Annotated in this window: 11 protein-coding genes and 1 pseudogene; 9 read left to right on the plus strand and 3 right to left on the minus strand. The window is 43.0% G+C overall.

Going from position 1 to position 17,706, the window contains the following annotated elements; genetic code table 11:
* Positions 1-153: 153 nt before the first annotated feature.
* Entirely contained in the window at positions 154-1,299 is a 1,146-nt protein-coding gene (locus IM753_RS11130) for a beta-ketoacyl-ACP synthase III (RefSeq protein WP_065256536.1), read from the plus strand.
* A gap of 185 nt (positions 1,300-1,484) precedes the next feature.
* Here IM753_RS11130 and IM753_RS11135 read toward each other — a convergent pair whose 3' ends face one another.
* Positions 1,485-2,051 carry an AAA family ATPase gene (locus tag IM753_RS11135; RefSeq protein WP_083108232.1) on the minus strand — a complete coding sequence of 189 codons (567 nt, stop codon included), beginning with the start codon at positions 2,049-2,051 and terminating at the stop codon, positions 1,485-1,487.
* A 56-nt stretch (positions 2,052-2,107) separates the two neighbouring features.
* On the opposite strand from IM753_RS11135, the gene trmA reads away from it, so the two are divergent.
* On the plus strand, positions 2,108-3,241 hold the full coding sequence (trmA, locus tag IM753_RS11140) for a tRNA (uridine(54)-C5)-methyltransferase TrmA (protein WP_065256533.1): 1,134 nt from the start codon (positions 2,108-2,110) through the stop codon (positions 3,239-3,241).
* Between the two features lie 50 nt (positions 3,242-3,291).
* Here the strand turns inward: trmA and IM753_RS11145 are convergent.
* Positions 3,292-8,173 (minus strand): annotated as a pseudogene (locus IM753_RS11145) (type ISP restriction/modification enzyme); the annotation flags it as partial.
* Positions 8,079-8,324: a PT domain-containing protein gene (locus tag IM753_RS13485; RefSeq protein WP_370582848.1), complete on the minus strand. Its 246-nt coding sequence runs from the start codon at positions 8,322-8,324 to the stop codon at positions 8,079-8,081. The gene IM753_RS13485 and the pseudogene IM753_RS11145, both read right to left, overlap by 95 nt.
* Before the next feature lie 57 nt (positions 8,325-8,381).
* On the opposite strand from IM753_RS13485, the gene prfA reads away from it, so the two are divergent.
* The 7 genes from prfA to dnaX all read left to right on the plus strand — a co-directional run.
* Positions 8,382-9,461 carry a peptide chain release factor 1 gene (gene prfA, locus IM753_RS11150; RefSeq protein WP_194109299.1) on the plus strand — a complete coding sequence of 360 codons (1,080 nt, stop codon included), beginning with the start codon at positions 8,382-8,384 and terminating at the stop codon, positions 9,459-9,461.
* Between the two features lie 14 nt (positions 9,462-9,475).
* Positions 9,476-10,234, plus strand: coding sequence for a phospholipase D family protein (locus tag IM753_RS11155; RefSeq protein ID WP_062501425.1), 759 nt, complete (start codon positions 9,476-9,478; stop codon positions 10,232-10,234).
* An 11-nt stretch (positions 10,235-10,245) separates the two neighbouring features.
* Entirely contained in the window at positions 10,246-10,650 is a 405-nt protein-coding gene (locus IM753_RS11160; protein ID WP_065256531.1) for a hypothetical protein, read from the plus strand.
* A 244-nt stretch (positions 10,651-10,894) separates the two neighbouring features.
* Complete coding sequence (gene lysS / locus IM753_RS11165) at positions 10,895-12,421, plus strand: lysine--tRNA ligase (RefSeq protein ID WP_194109300.1); 1,527 nt, start codon at positions 10,895-10,897, stop codon at positions 12,419-12,421.
* A gap of 4 nt (positions 12,422-12,425) precedes the next feature.
* Positions 12,426-12,623, plus strand: coding sequence for a hypothetical protein (locus IM753_RS11170; RefSeq protein WP_065256530.1), 198 nt, complete (start codon positions 12,426-12,428; stop codon positions 12,621-12,623).
* A 156-nt stretch (positions 12,624-12,779) separates the two neighbouring features.
* Complete coding sequence (gene putA, locus IM753_RS11175; protein WP_194109301.1) at positions 12,780-16,343, plus strand: bifunctional proline dehydrogenase/L-glutamate gamma-semialdehyde dehydrogenase PutA; 3,564 nt, start codon at positions 12,780-12,782, stop codon at positions 16,341-16,343.
* 153 nt (positions 16,344-16,496) lie between these two features.
* The coding region (gene dnaX, locus IM753_RS11180; RefSeq protein WP_194092728.1) for a DNA polymerase III subunit gamma/tau at positions 16,497-17,706 on the plus strand (1,210 nt) is incomplete at its 3' end.

Consider the following 17,706-nt stretch of genomic DNA (forward strand, 5'->3'; position numbering starts at 1 on the left):
AGATTTGCCCTTATTATTTTACCATGAAAAATCCCACCATCTTAACAATACCGATAAGCAACAATGACAAATAGCTTACAAATGTATGCTATTTTTTTGGGTAAAAGTGTGCTAAACTGTAACCAAATTTTTCAAAACAAAAATGGAGTATCCATGACCATCTGCATTACCGCCACAGGGCTACACATTCCCAAAGACAAAATCACCAATGAAGAGTTGGTAACGGCATTTAATACTTATGTGGACAATTATAATGAAGCCCACGCCCAAGCCATTGAATCTGGCGAAAAGGTCGCTTTACAGCATTCTACCGCAGAATTTATCGAAAAGGCGTCAGGCATCAAGTCTCGCTATGTCATTGATAAAAAAGGCATTTTAGACCCAAATATCATGGCACCGATTTTCCCTGCCCGTAAACTTGGCGAAGAGCTGTCTATCATGGCAGAGATGGGAACGGACGCACTCAATCAAGCCTTAGCTAATGCAGGCTTGGAAGGCAAAGATTTGGACGGCATTATCTGTGCTTGCTCCAACTTTCAGCGTGTCTATCCTGCCATTGCCATTGAGATTCAGCAGGCGGTGGGTATGGTGGGCGGATTTGCCTTTGATACTAACGTGGCGTGTAGTGCAGCAACTTTTGGTATCGCCCAAGCGGTCGGTTTTATCAAGGCAGGGCTTGCCAAACGCATTGCCGTGGTCAATGTCGAGATTACGTCCGCTCATCTAAACTGGCGTAACCGTGATAGCCACTTTATCTTTGGGGACGTGGCGGCGGCGACTATTATCGAAGAGACCGACACGCCAAAAGGCTATGAAGTGCTAGATAGCAAGCTGTGGACGCAGTTTTCAACCAACATCAAAAATGAATTTGGCTTTATGGACAGAAGTGAATTTTTGCACGCCAAAACGTCCATGTATCCTGACCTAGACGAGCCTGTTACGGACAAATTATTCTTACAAGAAGGGCGTAAAGTATTCCGTGAAGTTTGCCCCAAAGTGTCTGAAATCATCAGCACGCATTTGGCAGAAAATAATATCAGCACCGACAAAGTCAAAAAACTGTGGCTACACCAAGCCAACATTAACATGATTGACCTGATTTTACGCACTGTTATGGGTAAAGATGCGGATAAATCCATTGCTCCGATTGTCATTGATGAGTTTGGTAATACCAGTTCGGCAAGTCCGATGATTGCCTTTCATCGTTGTCAAGATGGCATTGCCAGCGGTGATTTGGCGGTGATTTGCTCATTCGGGGCAGGGTATTCGATTGGTTCGGTGATTGTTAAGAAGGTGTGATAAATTTGTGATATGAACGTGTGGGGGTAATTTATTCGCCCAAAAGTCAATGCCATGACATAGGGAAAATTGCAATTTACCGCTACAAATCTATCCAAAGGGTTAATTAACAATAATAAATTAATTATTTATAATAAAAAGAGCGGATTATTTTCGCTCTTTTTATTGTTATTAAATTTATAAAATTAAAGACCTTTTAATAATTCCCTAACTTGTTTTATTCTATTCTCCAAATTACCCGAAATGGTGTGATAATGTAATTGGCGGTTTTCTAATTCTTTAATAATCGTTTGTCGCATTTGTTCACGCCCATTGGGTAAATCTCTCATGCCATCATCTATCCATGTAATGCCAATTTCATCGGTTACTAAAATTAAATCATATTGATTATTTAAATGCTTTAAAATAATATCAGGCGTTTTATTAAAATAATACTGACTATAAATATGCAGTAGCAATAATGACGCATCTATAAAACAATAGCGATGGGCGGTAGCAACCGCACGCTTTTCGCTGTCCATTTGCCCTTGTGCGATGGGTGTTAAATCATCAAAAGTGCAGACATAACCTGTTGGCTTTTGTTCTAGATAAGTCCGCAGGTATTCGGGCGTGTAAGTGGTGTGGTATTTGTCCGCTAGGGCGTGGGCGAGCGTGGATTTGCCAGTGCATTCGGCACCGATAAGCAGGATTTTTTTGACGGTCATTTGGATAAATAGAGTGTGATTAACAAAAGCACCATTATAGCGTGCCATTTGCTTTTTGGCGAATATTTTTATAAAATGGCGGTTTTATTTGTAATGATACCGCCATGACACACACCGCCTTTACGCACGATGAGTACCACGCCCAATTATCCGCCAAGATTGACCGCATTGACACCCAATTCACCCCCTTTAATCCGCCTGCCCTAGAAGTCTATGAATCGCCGATGAGTCATTTTCGCCAGCGTGCCGAATTTAGAATTTGGCATACCGAGCGAGACGGGGCGGACGATATGTTTTATGCGATGTTTGAGCGAGACGGTAAATCAAAAAAGGTGATTGAGATTAACGATTTTGCCATTGCCAGTCGTGCTATTAACGAGCTAATGCCTGTTTTATTAAATGAATTAAAACAACATAGTCTATTAAAAGATAAATTATTTCAAATTGATTTTTTAAATACCTTGCATGGGCAAATGCTCGTTACGCTCATTTATCATAAAAAGTTAGATGAAAACTGGCAAGCATTGGCAAATTCATTGGCGGATAAATTAAATATCAAACTCATTGGGCGAAGTCGTGGACAAAAGTTGGTATTAAGCGATGATTTTGTCATTGAAAAAATGAGTGTGGATATTAAAGGACAACCCCAAGATTTTTATTATCAACAAATAGAAGGCGGATTTAGCCAGCCCAATGCTCATGTATGTCGTCATATGCTAAACTTTGCCTGTGATGTGGCGGATAATATTAGCCAACATGATAAAAATGATTTGTTGGAATTATATTGTGGTAATGGTAATTTTACTTTGCCGTTATCTAGATATTTTAATAAAGTTCTAGCAACCGAAATGGCAAAATCATCGGTCAATTCTGCCAAATGGGCGATTGATTATAATAATATCTCTAATATCGCGATTGCTCGCCTATCCGCCCAAGAATTTAGCCAAGCCCATAATGGTGAGCGTGAATTTAGACGACTTGCCGAGAGTGATATTGATATTAAATCTTATGACTTTAATACCGTTTTTGTCGACCCGCCACGAGCAGGGATTGATGATGAAACCTTAAAGATTTTGGCAACTTTTGATAATATCATTTATATCTCGTGCAATCCTGATACTTTATTTGAAAACTTACAATGTTTAAATCATACCCACGAAATAAAACGCTTTGCCTTATTTGACCAATTTCCCTATACCCATCATATTGAAAGTGGGGTTTGGCTTAGTAAAAAATAAAGCTCAAAAAGTATAAAAGCGGATAAAGATTTTATCCGCTTTTTATGATGTTACTCAATCACAAGACCGGGCAAATTATTCACGATATTTATACTCTCAATACTTACCGTTATGACACGCAGTAATAATTCTAAGGGATAGCGAGCATTATTCATCGTCTCTATTGCCCAATCATTGGCATTATTGGTGATACCACTGTTTTTATCGGTTTTAATGGACTGGCGTTCCATTACCCATTCTATTGCCGATTTGCCATTGACGATATAATCATAGGCTTGTAATGGAATATTACTTACAGTAAAATTATCATTATAAATAATCACTGTTTTATCGTCTTCATTTTTGCCTGTATCAGTATTTTTACGCTTGCCAAATTTCATTTTGCTCACATAAAAATCATCGTCTTTACCACCAATAATTTTATCATTGTGAATACTAATACCACCATCTAATTTTACACCGTCATACATTGCTACGCTTTCATAATTTAGATGTAAATTTGCCAACTCTTTTCCCGCTTGTCTAAAAGCCAAAAAGTCATCTACCGATTTGACTCGTGGAATGCGTGGTAATTGTTTGGATAAATTATCGGCATAGCGTTCACGGTAATCGGTGCTATGGAGTAATCCATAAATATAATAAAAGATACATTCTTTACTAATTTCTGCACCATTATAAAATTCTTTAAAATGAGCTAAGGCTTCATCACTAATGGCGGATTTTTGAGTATAATTACCATCGTTATTGGATTCATAGATATAAAGCGGTAATAAAATACCACCACCGTCTGCTTGGTTTTCCATTATTTTATCTGAGATAATAGACAAAAAACCTTCCTTTTTCCATCTGTGTTTTATAAAAATTATAAGATTATTGTGTTTTTCAGTTGGAAGAATTTTAGGTAAATTGGATCGCATTTCATTGAGCATTTTATCAAAATAAATTTTTTGTTTAAAAAGGTCTGTATAAAATACTTCTGATCTTTTTGCTATCAAAGGTTGCTTTTCTGTCTTTTGATAGATGATTTTTTAAGGCTCTGCTCCAACTGATTTTTTGTGGATTTAAATCAATAAAATTTGACACATCAATCGTTTTATCTGATTTTTGATATTTTTCTAGTTCAGAATTGTAAAAATCTATCATTGATTTAATGTTGATATGTAATTGTGTTTGTGAGCAGTTGCACACCCAAATATCCCTATTTGTTACAACACCTGATGATGATAATGAGAATATACCAGTGTCATTGTGGACTGATATATATCTTTCAAAATTGCTATTCTCATTACGCTGATTTATCCAATCTTGATAAGTATTTGGGATAATATTTTCCCATTTGATATTCTTTATTGAACCAAGATTTTCAATAATCTCTAACTTTTCTTTGCGATTTAAGTAATCTCCAATATCATAATAATTAATTTTCCCTTGATTTTTTGAATTTGGATTTTTAACCAATATAGAAATAGCAACACCTGTTATGATATTAAAAATATTTTGCCCTTCTTTTTTGGCAATATCTCCTGTTTTTGCACGAATATCGCCACGCAAATTAAAAACATATAATGAGCTAAATTCATTGGATAAACATTGTCTTAATCCATCGGCAGATTTGGAGTCAATAAATCCAGAATTGGTAATAAATCCAATAATTCCTTTTTCACTAATTCTATCACTTGCCCAGCGAATAGCACGAGTGTACGGGTCGTACATATTTCTTTTTAATCCAGAGCTTGATAAGTTAACATAAGTTTTTTCAATACGACTATCTAATACTGGATATTTCATATTTTCAATACTATCATTGGCACTTTTTTTACCAACAGAATAAGGCGGATTTCCCATAATCACGGTAATATCCAGTTCTTTTTGTCGTTTTTGGCGTTCGCTGTTATTGCTATGACTGACCAAATCATTTTCATACATGGCAAAAGTATCCGCCAGACAAATGCCTGTAAAAGGTTTATAATCATCAATAATTAAGCTGTGATACACGCTTTCTATATTGATGGCGGCAATATAATAAGCCAATAAAAGCATTTCGTTGGCGTGGATTTCTTGATATTTCTGTGGCAGTTGATTGGTGGGGATAATGCCACTTTGTAGCAGTCTTGTGATAAAAGTCCCTGTGCCTGTAAATGGGTCAATGATTTGTACGCCTTTATTGGATAAACTTGAATTAAACTCGGTCTGTAAAATATGCTCTACTGAATGAATGATAAAATCTACCACTTCTATGGGTGTATAGACAATGCCCATTTTTTCGGCAAGTTTTGGAAAAGCGGTACGAAAGAAATTATCATAAAGTTCTTTAATGATTCTTTGGCGGTGGGCAGGTTCTTTAATGCCACTGACACGAATGGCAATCGCATCATAAAATTCATTTAATTCTTTGGTTTCTTTATCCGAAATATTGGTCAGTGCCAATGCGTCTATCACTTTATCTAAGGCAATGGACATTGGGTTGAATTTGGCAAATTCACTCTCAGAAAATAACGCATCAAATATAGGCTTGGTGATTAAATGCTGTGATAGCATTTCTATGGCTTCATTATCGGTGGTGGTGTTATTTAAATCTTGGCGTAATTGATTAGCAAATTTATTAAAGGCATTGATTTGAATATGATTGTTGTCATTTTCTAATATGGCTTTAATGCGGTCGGTATGAGTGTTTGCAATTTTGGCAACATTTTCTGCCCATTCTTGCCAGTGCATACGATTACCACATTTTTTGACGATTTTGGCGACTAAGGCTCGCTCAATGTCGCTGATATTAAAATCCAATTCGCCTTGTACGGGTGGTTTTTCGTCTTTACCCCCAATGGTTTTTGAGCCACGCCCTGTCTTTTTGGTGGATTTTTTGGTTCTGGGTTTGATGTTGTTGCTAATGTCGATGATTTCAATTTTGTCCGTACTTGCCCCAAATTCTAACTTGTTGAGCATGGCATCAAATCTGTCATCATGCGAACGCAAGGCGTTTAATACCTGCCAGACGACTTTGTAATTTTCGTTGTTATCAAGGGCGGTTTCTGGTTCTACACCTGCAGGAATGACGATGGGTAAAATGACATAGCCCCGTTTTTTGCCGTCTGCTTTTCGCATGACACGCCCAACCGATTGCACCACGTCAATTTGAGAATTGCGAGCGGTCAAAAACAGCACAGCATCCAGAGCAGGCACGTCCACCCCTTCGGACAGACAACGCACATTGGATAGGATACGGCAGGTGTTGTCGGGCGTTTGGGCTTTTAGCCAGTTGATTTTGGTAAGTTTTTCGCTGGCATTCATAGAGCCGTCTATGTGTTCAGCTTCACAGATGAGTTTTAGGGATTGGTCTGGGTTGTCTTTGTCTTTTAGGTTGGCAATCTCTTGTGCTTGATAGGCGGATACGACATTGCCAAACATTTCGCTGATGGCTTTTGAGCTGACTTTATGTTTGTTGCCCCTGTATTCTTTTTCAATCACTTGACAAAAGGCAACGGCTCGTTTCATTGGCAAATTGTCATCGGACAAATCATTTTCTACACCATATTTGGATAGGGCTTTCCAGCAACCAATAATTTTGGCAGCGTCATCTACCTTGTATTCGTTGCCACTGTCGTTAAGCAGTTTTTCTAATTGGCGATTGATATGGCTTTCGGATACCGCCAGTACCAACACTTTATAATCCACCAATAAATCCTGATGAACGGCACTGCTAAAACTGATGGTATAAAAGGTCTCGCCATAATGCTCGGCATTATCCATAGAATAAAGCGTCTCCACGCCTTCGGTCTTTTTGGCACTATCGCTATACACTCTGGGTGTGGCGGTCATGTATAGGCGTTTTTTGGTTTGGATAAAATCATTATGATGAATGCGGACAAATTGGCTTTCGGCTTCGCCTTCAAAAGTTGCCCCTGTGGTGCGGTGGGCTTCATCACAAATCACAAGGTCAAATTCGCCCATGCCCAATTTCTGGGCTTGACTGATAACGTCAATGGAATGATAAGTGCTAAAAATCACGGTCATGACCGTATCTTTGTCGGTGTCAGTACGATTGCCAAACGCCTTGCTAAGGGCGTGGGCGTTGGTGGTGGCTGGGTATTGTAGTTCGTGAATTTGGGTTTTGAGAATGTCATCGCTGGTTTGTTTGCCAACGTCATTGTCCGAACAGACGGCATAGGCATGAATGGGTATGTCGGACTGTTGTGTCCATTCGGTCAAGGATTGCGATAATAAAGCCAAACTCGGCACTAAAAATAATACCGTCTTGCCAACGCCTGCTTGTTGCTCGGCAATTTTTAGAGAAGTAAAGGTTTTGCCTGTACCACACGCCATGATAAGTTTGCCACGATTGGCGGTTGAAAAACCTTTGGCGACAGCATTTTTTGCTTCTAGCTGGTGGGGGCGAAGTGATTTTTTGGGGTGCAGTATAGGGGTGTGATTGGGGGTGTATTTTGACCAGTCAATGATACTATTTTCAAGGTCGCTACGACTGATGATATTGACGGGGATTTGTTGATTTTCAAGGGAATTTTGGGCGTTTGCTGTCCAATGGTCAGTTGTGGTGATGATAAGGCGGTGGCTAAAATCTGTCTTGCCAGATGCGGTAAAAAAGCTGTCAATGTCAGATTTGGCAATGTGATAATCGGCAGAATAATTTTTGCATTGTATGGCGGTGAATGTGTCGTCCTTGCCAATGGCGACAAGGTCTATGCCTGTATCAGTTTTGGGGAAATCGGGTTTATGCTGGTTTACCCATTCGGTAAAGGGAAGTACGGTATCATAAAGGGTTTTGTAATGATTTTCGGTGCTAAGATAATCAATGCACAAGCGTTCAAAATAGGTGCCTTTTTCACGCTGAGTGTGAGAAAGTGTTTGATATTGCTCTAAAATGTCCGATAATGTGGTTGGTTGGTTGGTTGGTTGGTTGGTTGGTTGGTTGGTTGGTTGGTTGGTTGGTTGGTTGGTTGGTTGGTTGGTCATTTTGTAGTCCTACTGTATATATGTCAAGAAAATTTTTTATTTTAACAGATTTTTGGTGATAAAAGAAAGGGGGGTTGCGATTGATAAAAATGCCAATAAATTGGTAAAACTTAATGCAAAAATTTTAAAAATATGGCAAAATAGCCTGTTTTAAAAGAATTAAATCATCATCATGAAAGAATCCCTACGCCACCGCCTAGACCAAATGGCGGACAGATTTGAAGAAGTTACCGCCTTGTTGTCCGACCCTGATACCATTTCCGACAGCAAAAAATTCCGTGCCTTGTCGGTTGAGCATAGCGATTTGTCCGAGCTTGTGGACGTTTGGGGGAAGTTTTGCCAAGCCGAAGAAGATTTGGCGACCGCCAACGAAATGCTTGGCAACCCTGACATGAAAGAGCTGGCACAAGATGAGATTGAGACAGCAAAATCCAAAATTGACGAATTAACCGAAATTCTCAACGTCATGATGCTCCCCAAAGACCCCAACGACAAGGCGACCGCCTTTTTGGAAATCCGAGCAGGGACAGGAGGCGATGAAGCGGCGATATTTAGTGGCGATTTGTTCCGTATGTACCAAAAATACGCCCAATCCCAAGGCTGGCAAGTGGAAGTCCTATCCGCCAACGAAGGCGAGCATGGGGGCTACAAAGAAATCATCACCCGAGTGTCGGGCGTGGGCGTGTATGGGCGACTCAAATTTGAAAGTGGGGCTCATCGGGTGCAACGTGTGCCAGCCACCGAAAGCCAAGGGCGTGTACATACGTCCGCTTGTACGGTTGCGATTATGCCTGAGATTGAGCTTGATGACACGGTTGAGATTAACCCTGCCGACTTACGCATTGATACCTATCGGTCAAGCGGGGCGGGCGGTCAGCACGTCAATACCACCGATTCTGCCGTGCGAATCACGCACATTCCCACAGGCGTGGTTGCCGAGTGCCAACAAGAACGCTCACAGCATGCTAACAAAGACAAGGCGATGAAAATGCTTGTTGCCAAAATCCAACAAGCCAAAGTCCAAGCCCAGCTTGATGCCACAAGCGACATGAGACGAAATTTGGTTGGCTCAGGCGACCGCTCCGAGCGTATCCGCACCTATAATTTCCCACAAGGGCGAATGACCGACCACCGTATCAATCTAACGCTTTATAAGCTGGACGCTATCATGGAAGGCGATTTGGGCGAATTGCTTGATGCACTCTTGCGTGAACACCAAGCCGATTTAATGGCGAGTGTGGGGGCGGAATAAATTAGGAGATAATTATGGCAAAATTTTTAAACACCAGTGGTACGACTTATCATTTAGAAGAATTGATTAAAAAGGCAACCGATAGATTGGTGTTAATTAGCCCTTATTTGCAATTTAATGAGCGTATTAAAGAATTGCTAGAAGATAAAAACCGCCTAAAAATTGACATTCGCATTGTTTATGGTAAAAGTGAATTATCGCCACAAGAGATAAATTGGCTCAAAGAATTGACTTTTGTTAGAACAAGTTTTTGTAAAAACTTACACGCCAAATGTTATTTAAATGAACATGAATGTATTATTACCAGTCTAAATTTATATGAATTTAGCCAAGTCAATAATAATGAAATGGGTGTATTGATTGATAAAAATAATGACAGTCAATTATATGTTGATACTTATGAAGAAGTTTTGCGTATTATTCGCATTAGTGAAGAAGTAAGATTATCAGCCGATACCGAAAAACCGACAATAAACCAAGAGCAACCAAAAACAGAAAACACCAAGCTCAGAAATTATGATAAAGTTACCACTGCTAAATTGGCAGAAAAATTTGGCATTGATAACAATGAATTTACCAAAATGCTTGCCGAAAATGGCTATATTGAATTAAAAGGCAAAAATGTCTTTTTAACAGATAAAGGGCGTGAAGTTGGCGGTGAAGTAAGAAAGGGGCAATATGGCTATTTTGTTGTTTGGTCGGTAGATTTGGATATTTCTTTTGAAGATGAAAAACAAAGTTTTGCTGATAAATTAAGAAGTTTATTTAGATAAGGGATAAAACCATGAGATTATTATTTGTTGCCACTTTGGCTTTATCTTTAATAGGCTGTGTTCATTCATCTCATAATGAAAATATTCAAGAAACCCAAAAATCCGTCCCAAAAAAGATAATTGAATTTCAATCCAAAAACGCAAGCCCTGCCGAGATTACCGAATGCCAAAAACAAGGCGGAAAAGTGCAAAAAGTGGGTATGCTACAATTTGATAAATGTATCATCACTTATCCTGACGCAGGCAAAACGTGTACCAAGGGCGATGACTGCCAAAGTGGGGCGTGCGAACCTAAATCTGACAATGCCCAAAACATAAATACCCCAATCACAGGCGTATGTAAAGCAAATAATAATCCATTTGGCTGTCGCAGTTTTATCCATGACGGACAAGCACAGACCCTTTGTGTGGATTGATAAATGATTTTTATTAAATTGGCATATTGCTTATTTAATAAATTTTAAACCAAACATTTTATTTGTTTCTGGTTTAAAAGATATGCTACAAAAGAAAACCGTTTGTGGTGAGCTTGTCAAACCATGACGGTTTTCCGCTACCCTTCGATAAACTCAGGGCGAACGGAAAACCTAGTTCAGCATACTTTTTTGAACCACTACCTTTATTTAACTTAACCAAACCCTAACCAAAACTGGAACGCCCATGACCGACCAAACCAAAACCGAATTGACCGACACCAACGAACTTATTCGCCAACGTCTTGAAAAGCTAGATGTATTAAAACAAAAGGCAAGTGAGCAAGGCAAAACCGCTTATCCTAACACCTTTAAGCCGACCGATTATTGTGCCGATTTGCAAGACAAATTTGCCGATGTGGATAAAGCAACCCTAGAAGCCGATGCCGAAGCAGGCAATAAGACTTATGCCAAAGTGGCAGGACGTGTCATGCTAAACCGTGGCTCGTTTATCGTGATTAGCGACATGACAGGGCGGATTCAGCTCTATGTGGACAGAAAAGGGCTACCTACCGAGACCTTGGAGTTGATTAAATCCTTAGATTTGGGCGATATTGTTGGGGCGAGCGGTTATATTGGGCGTTCGGGCAAGGGTGATTTGTACATTCACCTAGAAGACTTTGAGCTTTTGACCAAGTCGTTACGTCCCTTGCCTGATAAGTTCCACGGCTTAACCGACACCGAAGTCAAATACCGCCAAAGATACCTTGATTTAATGGTCAACGAAGACACCCGCAAAACCTTTGAAATCCGTGCCAAAGTCGTCTCTGGCATTCGTGCGTTTTTGGTGGGCGAGCGTTTTATGGAAGTAGAAACGCCGATGATGCACGTCATCCCTGGTGGTGCGTCTGCTCGTCCATTTGTAACGCACCACAACGCCCTTGACATGGAGCTGTTTTTGCGTATCGCCCCTGAGCTGTACCTAAAACGCCTTGTTGTCGGTGGGTTTGACCGTGTGTTTGAGATTAACCGTAACTTTCGTAACGAAGGCGTATCCACTCGCCACAACCCTGAATTTACGATGATTGAGTTCTATCAAGCCTATGCCGATTATAAGGATTTGATGAGTCTAACCGAGCGTATGCTTGAAACATTGGCGACCGATATTTTGGGTACGACCGATGTACCGTATGGCGATGAAGTATTTAGTTTTAAAGGTCCATTTAAGAAAATCACGATGTTTGATGCGATTTTGGAGCATAATCCGACCTTTACCGCCGACAATGTCAATGACCGTGAATTTTTGGCAATTTTTGTCAAAAATGAGTTAAAAGAAGAAGTTAAACCGTCTTTTGGTTTGGGTAAATTGCAGACGATTGTCTTTGAAGAGACGGTAGAAACCAAACTTCGCCAACCGACTTTTATCACCGAATACCCTGCCGAAACGTCGCCACTGGCTCGCCGTAACGATGACAATCCGCACGTTACCGACCGTTTTGAGATGTTTATCGGTGGGCGTGAGCTTGCCAATGGGTTTAGCGAGCTTAATGACCCCATTGACCAAGCCGAGCGTTTCCGCCAGCAGGTTGCCGAAAAAGACGCAGGCGATGACGAAGCGATGCACTATGATGCCGACTTTATTGAGGCGTTGGAATACGGCTTACCGCCCACCGCAGGGCAGGGCATTGGCATTGACCGCCTTGTCATGCTCTTTGCCAACGCTCCAAGCATTCGTGATGTGATTTTGTTCCCGCACATGAGACATAAGGGCTAAGAGTATGGAAGAGATCTCCCGCCTACTGCTCGCTCCACTGCGTTTTGTGGTGTGGGTGGTGTGGGAGCTGTTCTTTCGTGAAGTGCTGGGGTGGTTTTGGGATAAATGTTATCGTAATTTTCCCAAAACCACCATTTTTGTTTGTGGGTTGTTGTTGGTGCTTGCGGGTTATGGAATTGTGACATTGTTAAATAAAACCTAATAGCAAACCTTGGCGACCATCACATCGGTATTTTTTAATGCCGATTTTTTATGGCTGGAATATACAAGGGTAAAAATTTTGGGATGAAAATCATATTAACACCGCCCAAATTTGTGTTAAAATTGTCCGTTATTAACAAAAATCAAAGGAAAACTCATGTTTCATTTTACTCATGCACAATCCCCATTAAAAGATGCCATTACCGCCGCTTATCGCTTGGATGAAGCGGTGGCGGTACGAAATTTGGCAAGCACGCTTGACTTTACCCAAGCCCAAAAAGACAGCATTCATTCACTGGCTCGCTCGCTCATCACCCAAGTGCGTGCCGACCGCTCCAAGTCATCGGGCGTGGATGCTCTCATGCATGAGTTTTCGTTGTCTAGCGAAGAAGGTATTGCCCTGATGTGTCTTGCCGAAGCCCTGCTACGCATCCCTGATAACGCCACCAGAGATAAGCTCATTCGTGATAAGCTTGCCGACGGGGATTGGCGACGTCATGTCGGTAACAGCCCGTCCATGTTTGTCAATGCTGCCGCTTGGGGGCTTGTTTTGACAGGCAAGCTGACCGCCGATGTGTCGGACGACTCGATGGGTTCGGCTTTGACTCGTGTGCTACAAAAAGGCGGAGAGCCCTTTATTCGTGGTGGCGTGAACTATGCCATGAAACTCCTTGGCAAGCAGTTTGTGACAGGGCAGACGATAGAAGAAGCCCTTGGCAATGGCAAAGAGCGTGAACGTTTGGGCTATCGTTTTAGCTTTGATATGCTTGGTGAAGCTGCCATGACGCAGGCGGACGCTGACCGTTATTTTAATGATTATGTCAGTGCCATTCATGCCATCGGCAAAGATGCCAAAGGGCGTGGGGTTTATGATGGCAATGGCATATCAGTTAAGCTGTCCGCCATTCATCCCAGATATTTTCGCTCACAGCACGCTCGTGTGATGAGTGAGCTATTGCCCAAATTAAAGGCATTATTTTTACTTGCCAAAGAGTATGACATCGGGCTAAACATCGATGCCGAAGAAGCTCATCGCTTGGAGCTGTCGCTTGAACTCATGGAAGCCTTGGTGTCCGACCCTGATTTGGCGGGTTTTCGTGGCATTGGCTTTGTGGTGCAAGCCTACCAAAAACGCTGTCCTTTTGTCATTGATTATCTCATTGACTTAGCTCGCCGTAACGGACAAAAACTCATGATTCGCCTTGTCAAAGGGGCGTATTGGGACAGCGAGATTAAATGGGCTCAGGTGGACGGCATGGACGGTTACCCTGTCTATACCCGCAAAGTCCACACAGACGTGTCTTATTTGGCGTGTGCCAAAAAACTGCTGTCCGCCCAAGATGCCATTTTCCCCCAATTTGCCACGCACAACGCCCAAACGCTGGCAACCATCTATGAGATGGGTAAGGAGCTTGATTTTGAATTTCAATGCTTGCATGGCATGGGCGAGACATTGTATGACCAAGTAGTCGGCGACAAACTCGGTCGCCGTGTGCGAATCTATGCCCCCGTGGGCACACACAAGACCCTGCTTGCCTATCTGGTACGTCGCCTTTTGGAAAATGGGGCGAACTCATCGTTTGTCAATCGTATCGTGGACGAAAAGGTGAGCATTGATGAGCTGGTCATCTCGCCTCTAGATGAGATTGACATGGGTAACATCACGCCAAACCCACTCACGCCAAACCCACGCCACATCTATGGCGAACGCAAAAACTCATGGGGCATGGATTTGTCCAATGAGCATGTCCTAGCTCAGCTCCAAGACGACATGGAGATGGCGAGCGGTATTGACTTTAACGTTAGCTCCTTGACTTATCATGATGTCGTCCATACGCCTGCCTTTGCCGTGCGAAATCCTGCCAATCACACCGATGTGGTCGGACAGGTAGCCTTTATTGACCCAAATGTTGTGTCAGATGTGATTGGGGTTGCCATCAATGCCCAACGCTCATGGCAAAACGTCTCGCCAAAACAGCGTGCTGACATGATACGAACCTTTGCTGACTTGATGGAAGAGCCCAGACGTATGGCGCTACTTATGATGGTGGCGGTGCGTGAAGCGGGCAAGACCCTGCTCAACGCCATTGCCGAAGTGCGTGAAGCGGTGGATTTTTGCCGTTATTATGCCGATGAATGCGAACGGCTAAACCTAAGCACGCCACTAGGCACGGTGGTGGCGATTAGCCCGTGGAACTTCCCCCTAGCGATTTTTGTTGGCGAAGTGGTCTCTGCCTTGTGTGCGGGCAACACAGTCGTTGCCAAACCTGCCGAACAGACATCCATCATCGCCCACTTGGCGGTCTCATGGCTACATGAAGTGGGCATTCCCGCCAATGTCTTGCAACTGGTGCTGGGTGCTGGGGATGTGGGTGGTGCTTTGACGGCGGACGAGCGTATTGATGGCGTGATTTTTACAGGTTCAACAGACGTCGCCAAACGCATTAATACCCTGCTTGCCAAACGCTCTGACAATCCCGTACTCATTGCTGAGACAGGGGGTATGAACGCCATGATTGTGGATTCTACCGCTCTACCTGAGCAAGTCTGTGCCGATGTATTGGCATCTGCCTTTGACTCGGCAGGTCAGCGTTGCTCTGCCTTGCGTATCTTATGTATCCAAGAAGACATTGCTGAGCCTATGATTGAGATGATAAAGGGGGCGATGGATGAGCTTGTTGTATCCGACCCACGCCTGCTTAGTACGGACGTGGGGCCTGTGATTGACAGCGAAGCCCAAGCGAACTTACTAGACCACATCAACACCTTAAAACAAACCAACGACTACCATGAAGTGCGTGTCACAGATGGCGAAGAAGGCACTTTTGTCGCTCCGATTTTGTTTGAGCTAAAAGACCTATCACAGCTTAAAAAGGAAGTCTTTGGACCTGTACTGCACGTTGTCCGCTACCAAGCTCATGAGCTTGATGACGTGATAGACAGCATTAACAAAAAAGGCTATGCCCTAACGCATGGCGTGCACAGTCGTATCGATGGCACGATAGAGCACATCACCAGTCGCATACAGGCAGGCAACGTCTATATCAACCGCAACATCGTCGGAGCGGTGGTGGGCGTACAACCCTTTGGCGGTCACGGTCTGTCAGGCACAGGGCCTAAGGCAGGCGGGTGCTTTTATCTGCAACGCCTAAGCCGTCTGGACAGATGGGACATACCGACCCTTGATAAGTCTGCCACGACTTATGAGAACATTGTGGCTCGTGTCATGGACGTTGCTCAGTCGGTGGGTGTCAATCTAGACGGCACCATCAAACACGCTTATCAAACGGCACTCAACCACGCCCAGACCACCCTACAAGGGCCAACAGGCGAGACCAATACCCTATCATGGCGCGCCCCGCACTCGGTTGCTTTGACAAATGGTGCATTGGATAAGGCGTTGGCATCTCTTGTTGTGCTTGCCCTAAATGGTACTAAGGCACACATCACACCAGAGCATGAGCTTGCCTCTTATGCTAATGAGCTGTCAGGGGTGTTAGAGGTGATGGAGCAAGAAAATGTGGATAAAAACACCATCATCGTGGCGTTGTCCGAGTTAGCTGTTCATGAAAAAGTGCGATTGTCGGAGCTTGATGGGGCGATTCGCCGTGTGATTGATGCCACAGACAACTTTGATATGGCACGCCTTTATCATGAGATTAGCCAAAGCTACAACACCACAGCAGCAGGAGGTAATGCCAGTCTGATGGCAAGTGCTTGATGGGCATTCAAATGGCTTTTGAATAAAATCAACTTTTGAAAAATCAACCGTGGTTAAAACGTGTGGTCAGCCATAAGTAAAGCCAAAATCGGTATTCTAAATAGACAAAATGCGGTATAATGGCATAAATTTATACCGCTTTGCCCATCTGTCATGTCCGAATACCAAGTTTTAGCACGCAAATACCGCCCCAAAAATTTTAGCGAATTATTGGGACAAACTCACGTCTCCCAGGCCTTATCACACGCCATTGATGCAGGGCGATTGCACCATGCTTATCTGTTTACAGGTACTCGGGGTGTGGGTAAGACGACCATTGCACGGATTTTGGCAAAATGCCTAAATTGCCAAACAGGCATCACCAGCACTCCTTGCGGTGTGTGTGATACTTGTATCAGTGTTGATCATGGGCGGTTTATTGACCTAATTGAGATTGACGCTGCCTCTCGCACCAAAGTAGAAGACACTCGGGACTTGCTAGAAAATGTCCCCTACGCCCCCACCCAAGGGCGGTACAAGGTGTATCTCATTGACGAAGTGCATATGCTCTCCACGCATTCGTTTAATGCCCTGTTAAAAACGCTCGAAGAACCGCCTGAGCACGTCAAATTTATCCTAGCGACCACTGACCCACAAAAGCTCCCCATTACCATTGTCTCTCGCTGTTTGCAATTTGTGCTTCGTCCGATGTCGCAAGCGTTGCTCCACGCCCACTTAGCCAAAATCCTGCACGCTGAGAACATCGCCCACGATGATACCGCCCTGTGGCAACTGGCTCAGTCCGCCAAAGGCTCAGTGCGTGATGCCCTATCCTTGACCGACCAAGCCATTGCGTTTGGTGGCGGGCAGGTGGGGGCGGATACCGTCATGGAGATGCTCGGGCTTGTGGATAGCCTTGATGTGCTGGATTTGGTGCGTGATATTTATCACGATGACCGCTCGGGCGTGGCTCGCCACATCGCCAGAATGCGTGAGCAAATGGTGGACGCTACCGCCTTGCTTGACCGCCTTGTGGACAGCTTTCATGCGATGGCACTCGTGCAGATTTTGCCCGATATGCCCCTTGATATGAACGATGAGCAAAAACAGGCGTTTTATGAGCTTGCTCGCACCTTGCCTGCCGATGTCATACAGCTTTATTATGAGATTAGTGTTAAGGCACGAGACAGCGTTCGCCTTGCCAGTACGCCCATGCAGGCGTTGGAAATGGGGATTTTGCGACTGCTTGCGTTTCGTCCGCTTGCCACTCATGAAGTGATTTATCAAGAACCCAAACCAATTTTAAATCAAGAAATAGATAATCCTATCAATCAAAATTTAAATAATGAAAGTTTAAATAATGAAAGTTTAAATAATGAAAGTT

Source organism: Moraxella sp. K127 (genome assembly GCF_015223095.1).
Lineage (GTDB): Bacteria > Pseudomonadota > Gammaproteobacteria > Pseudomonadales > Moraxellaceae > Moraxella.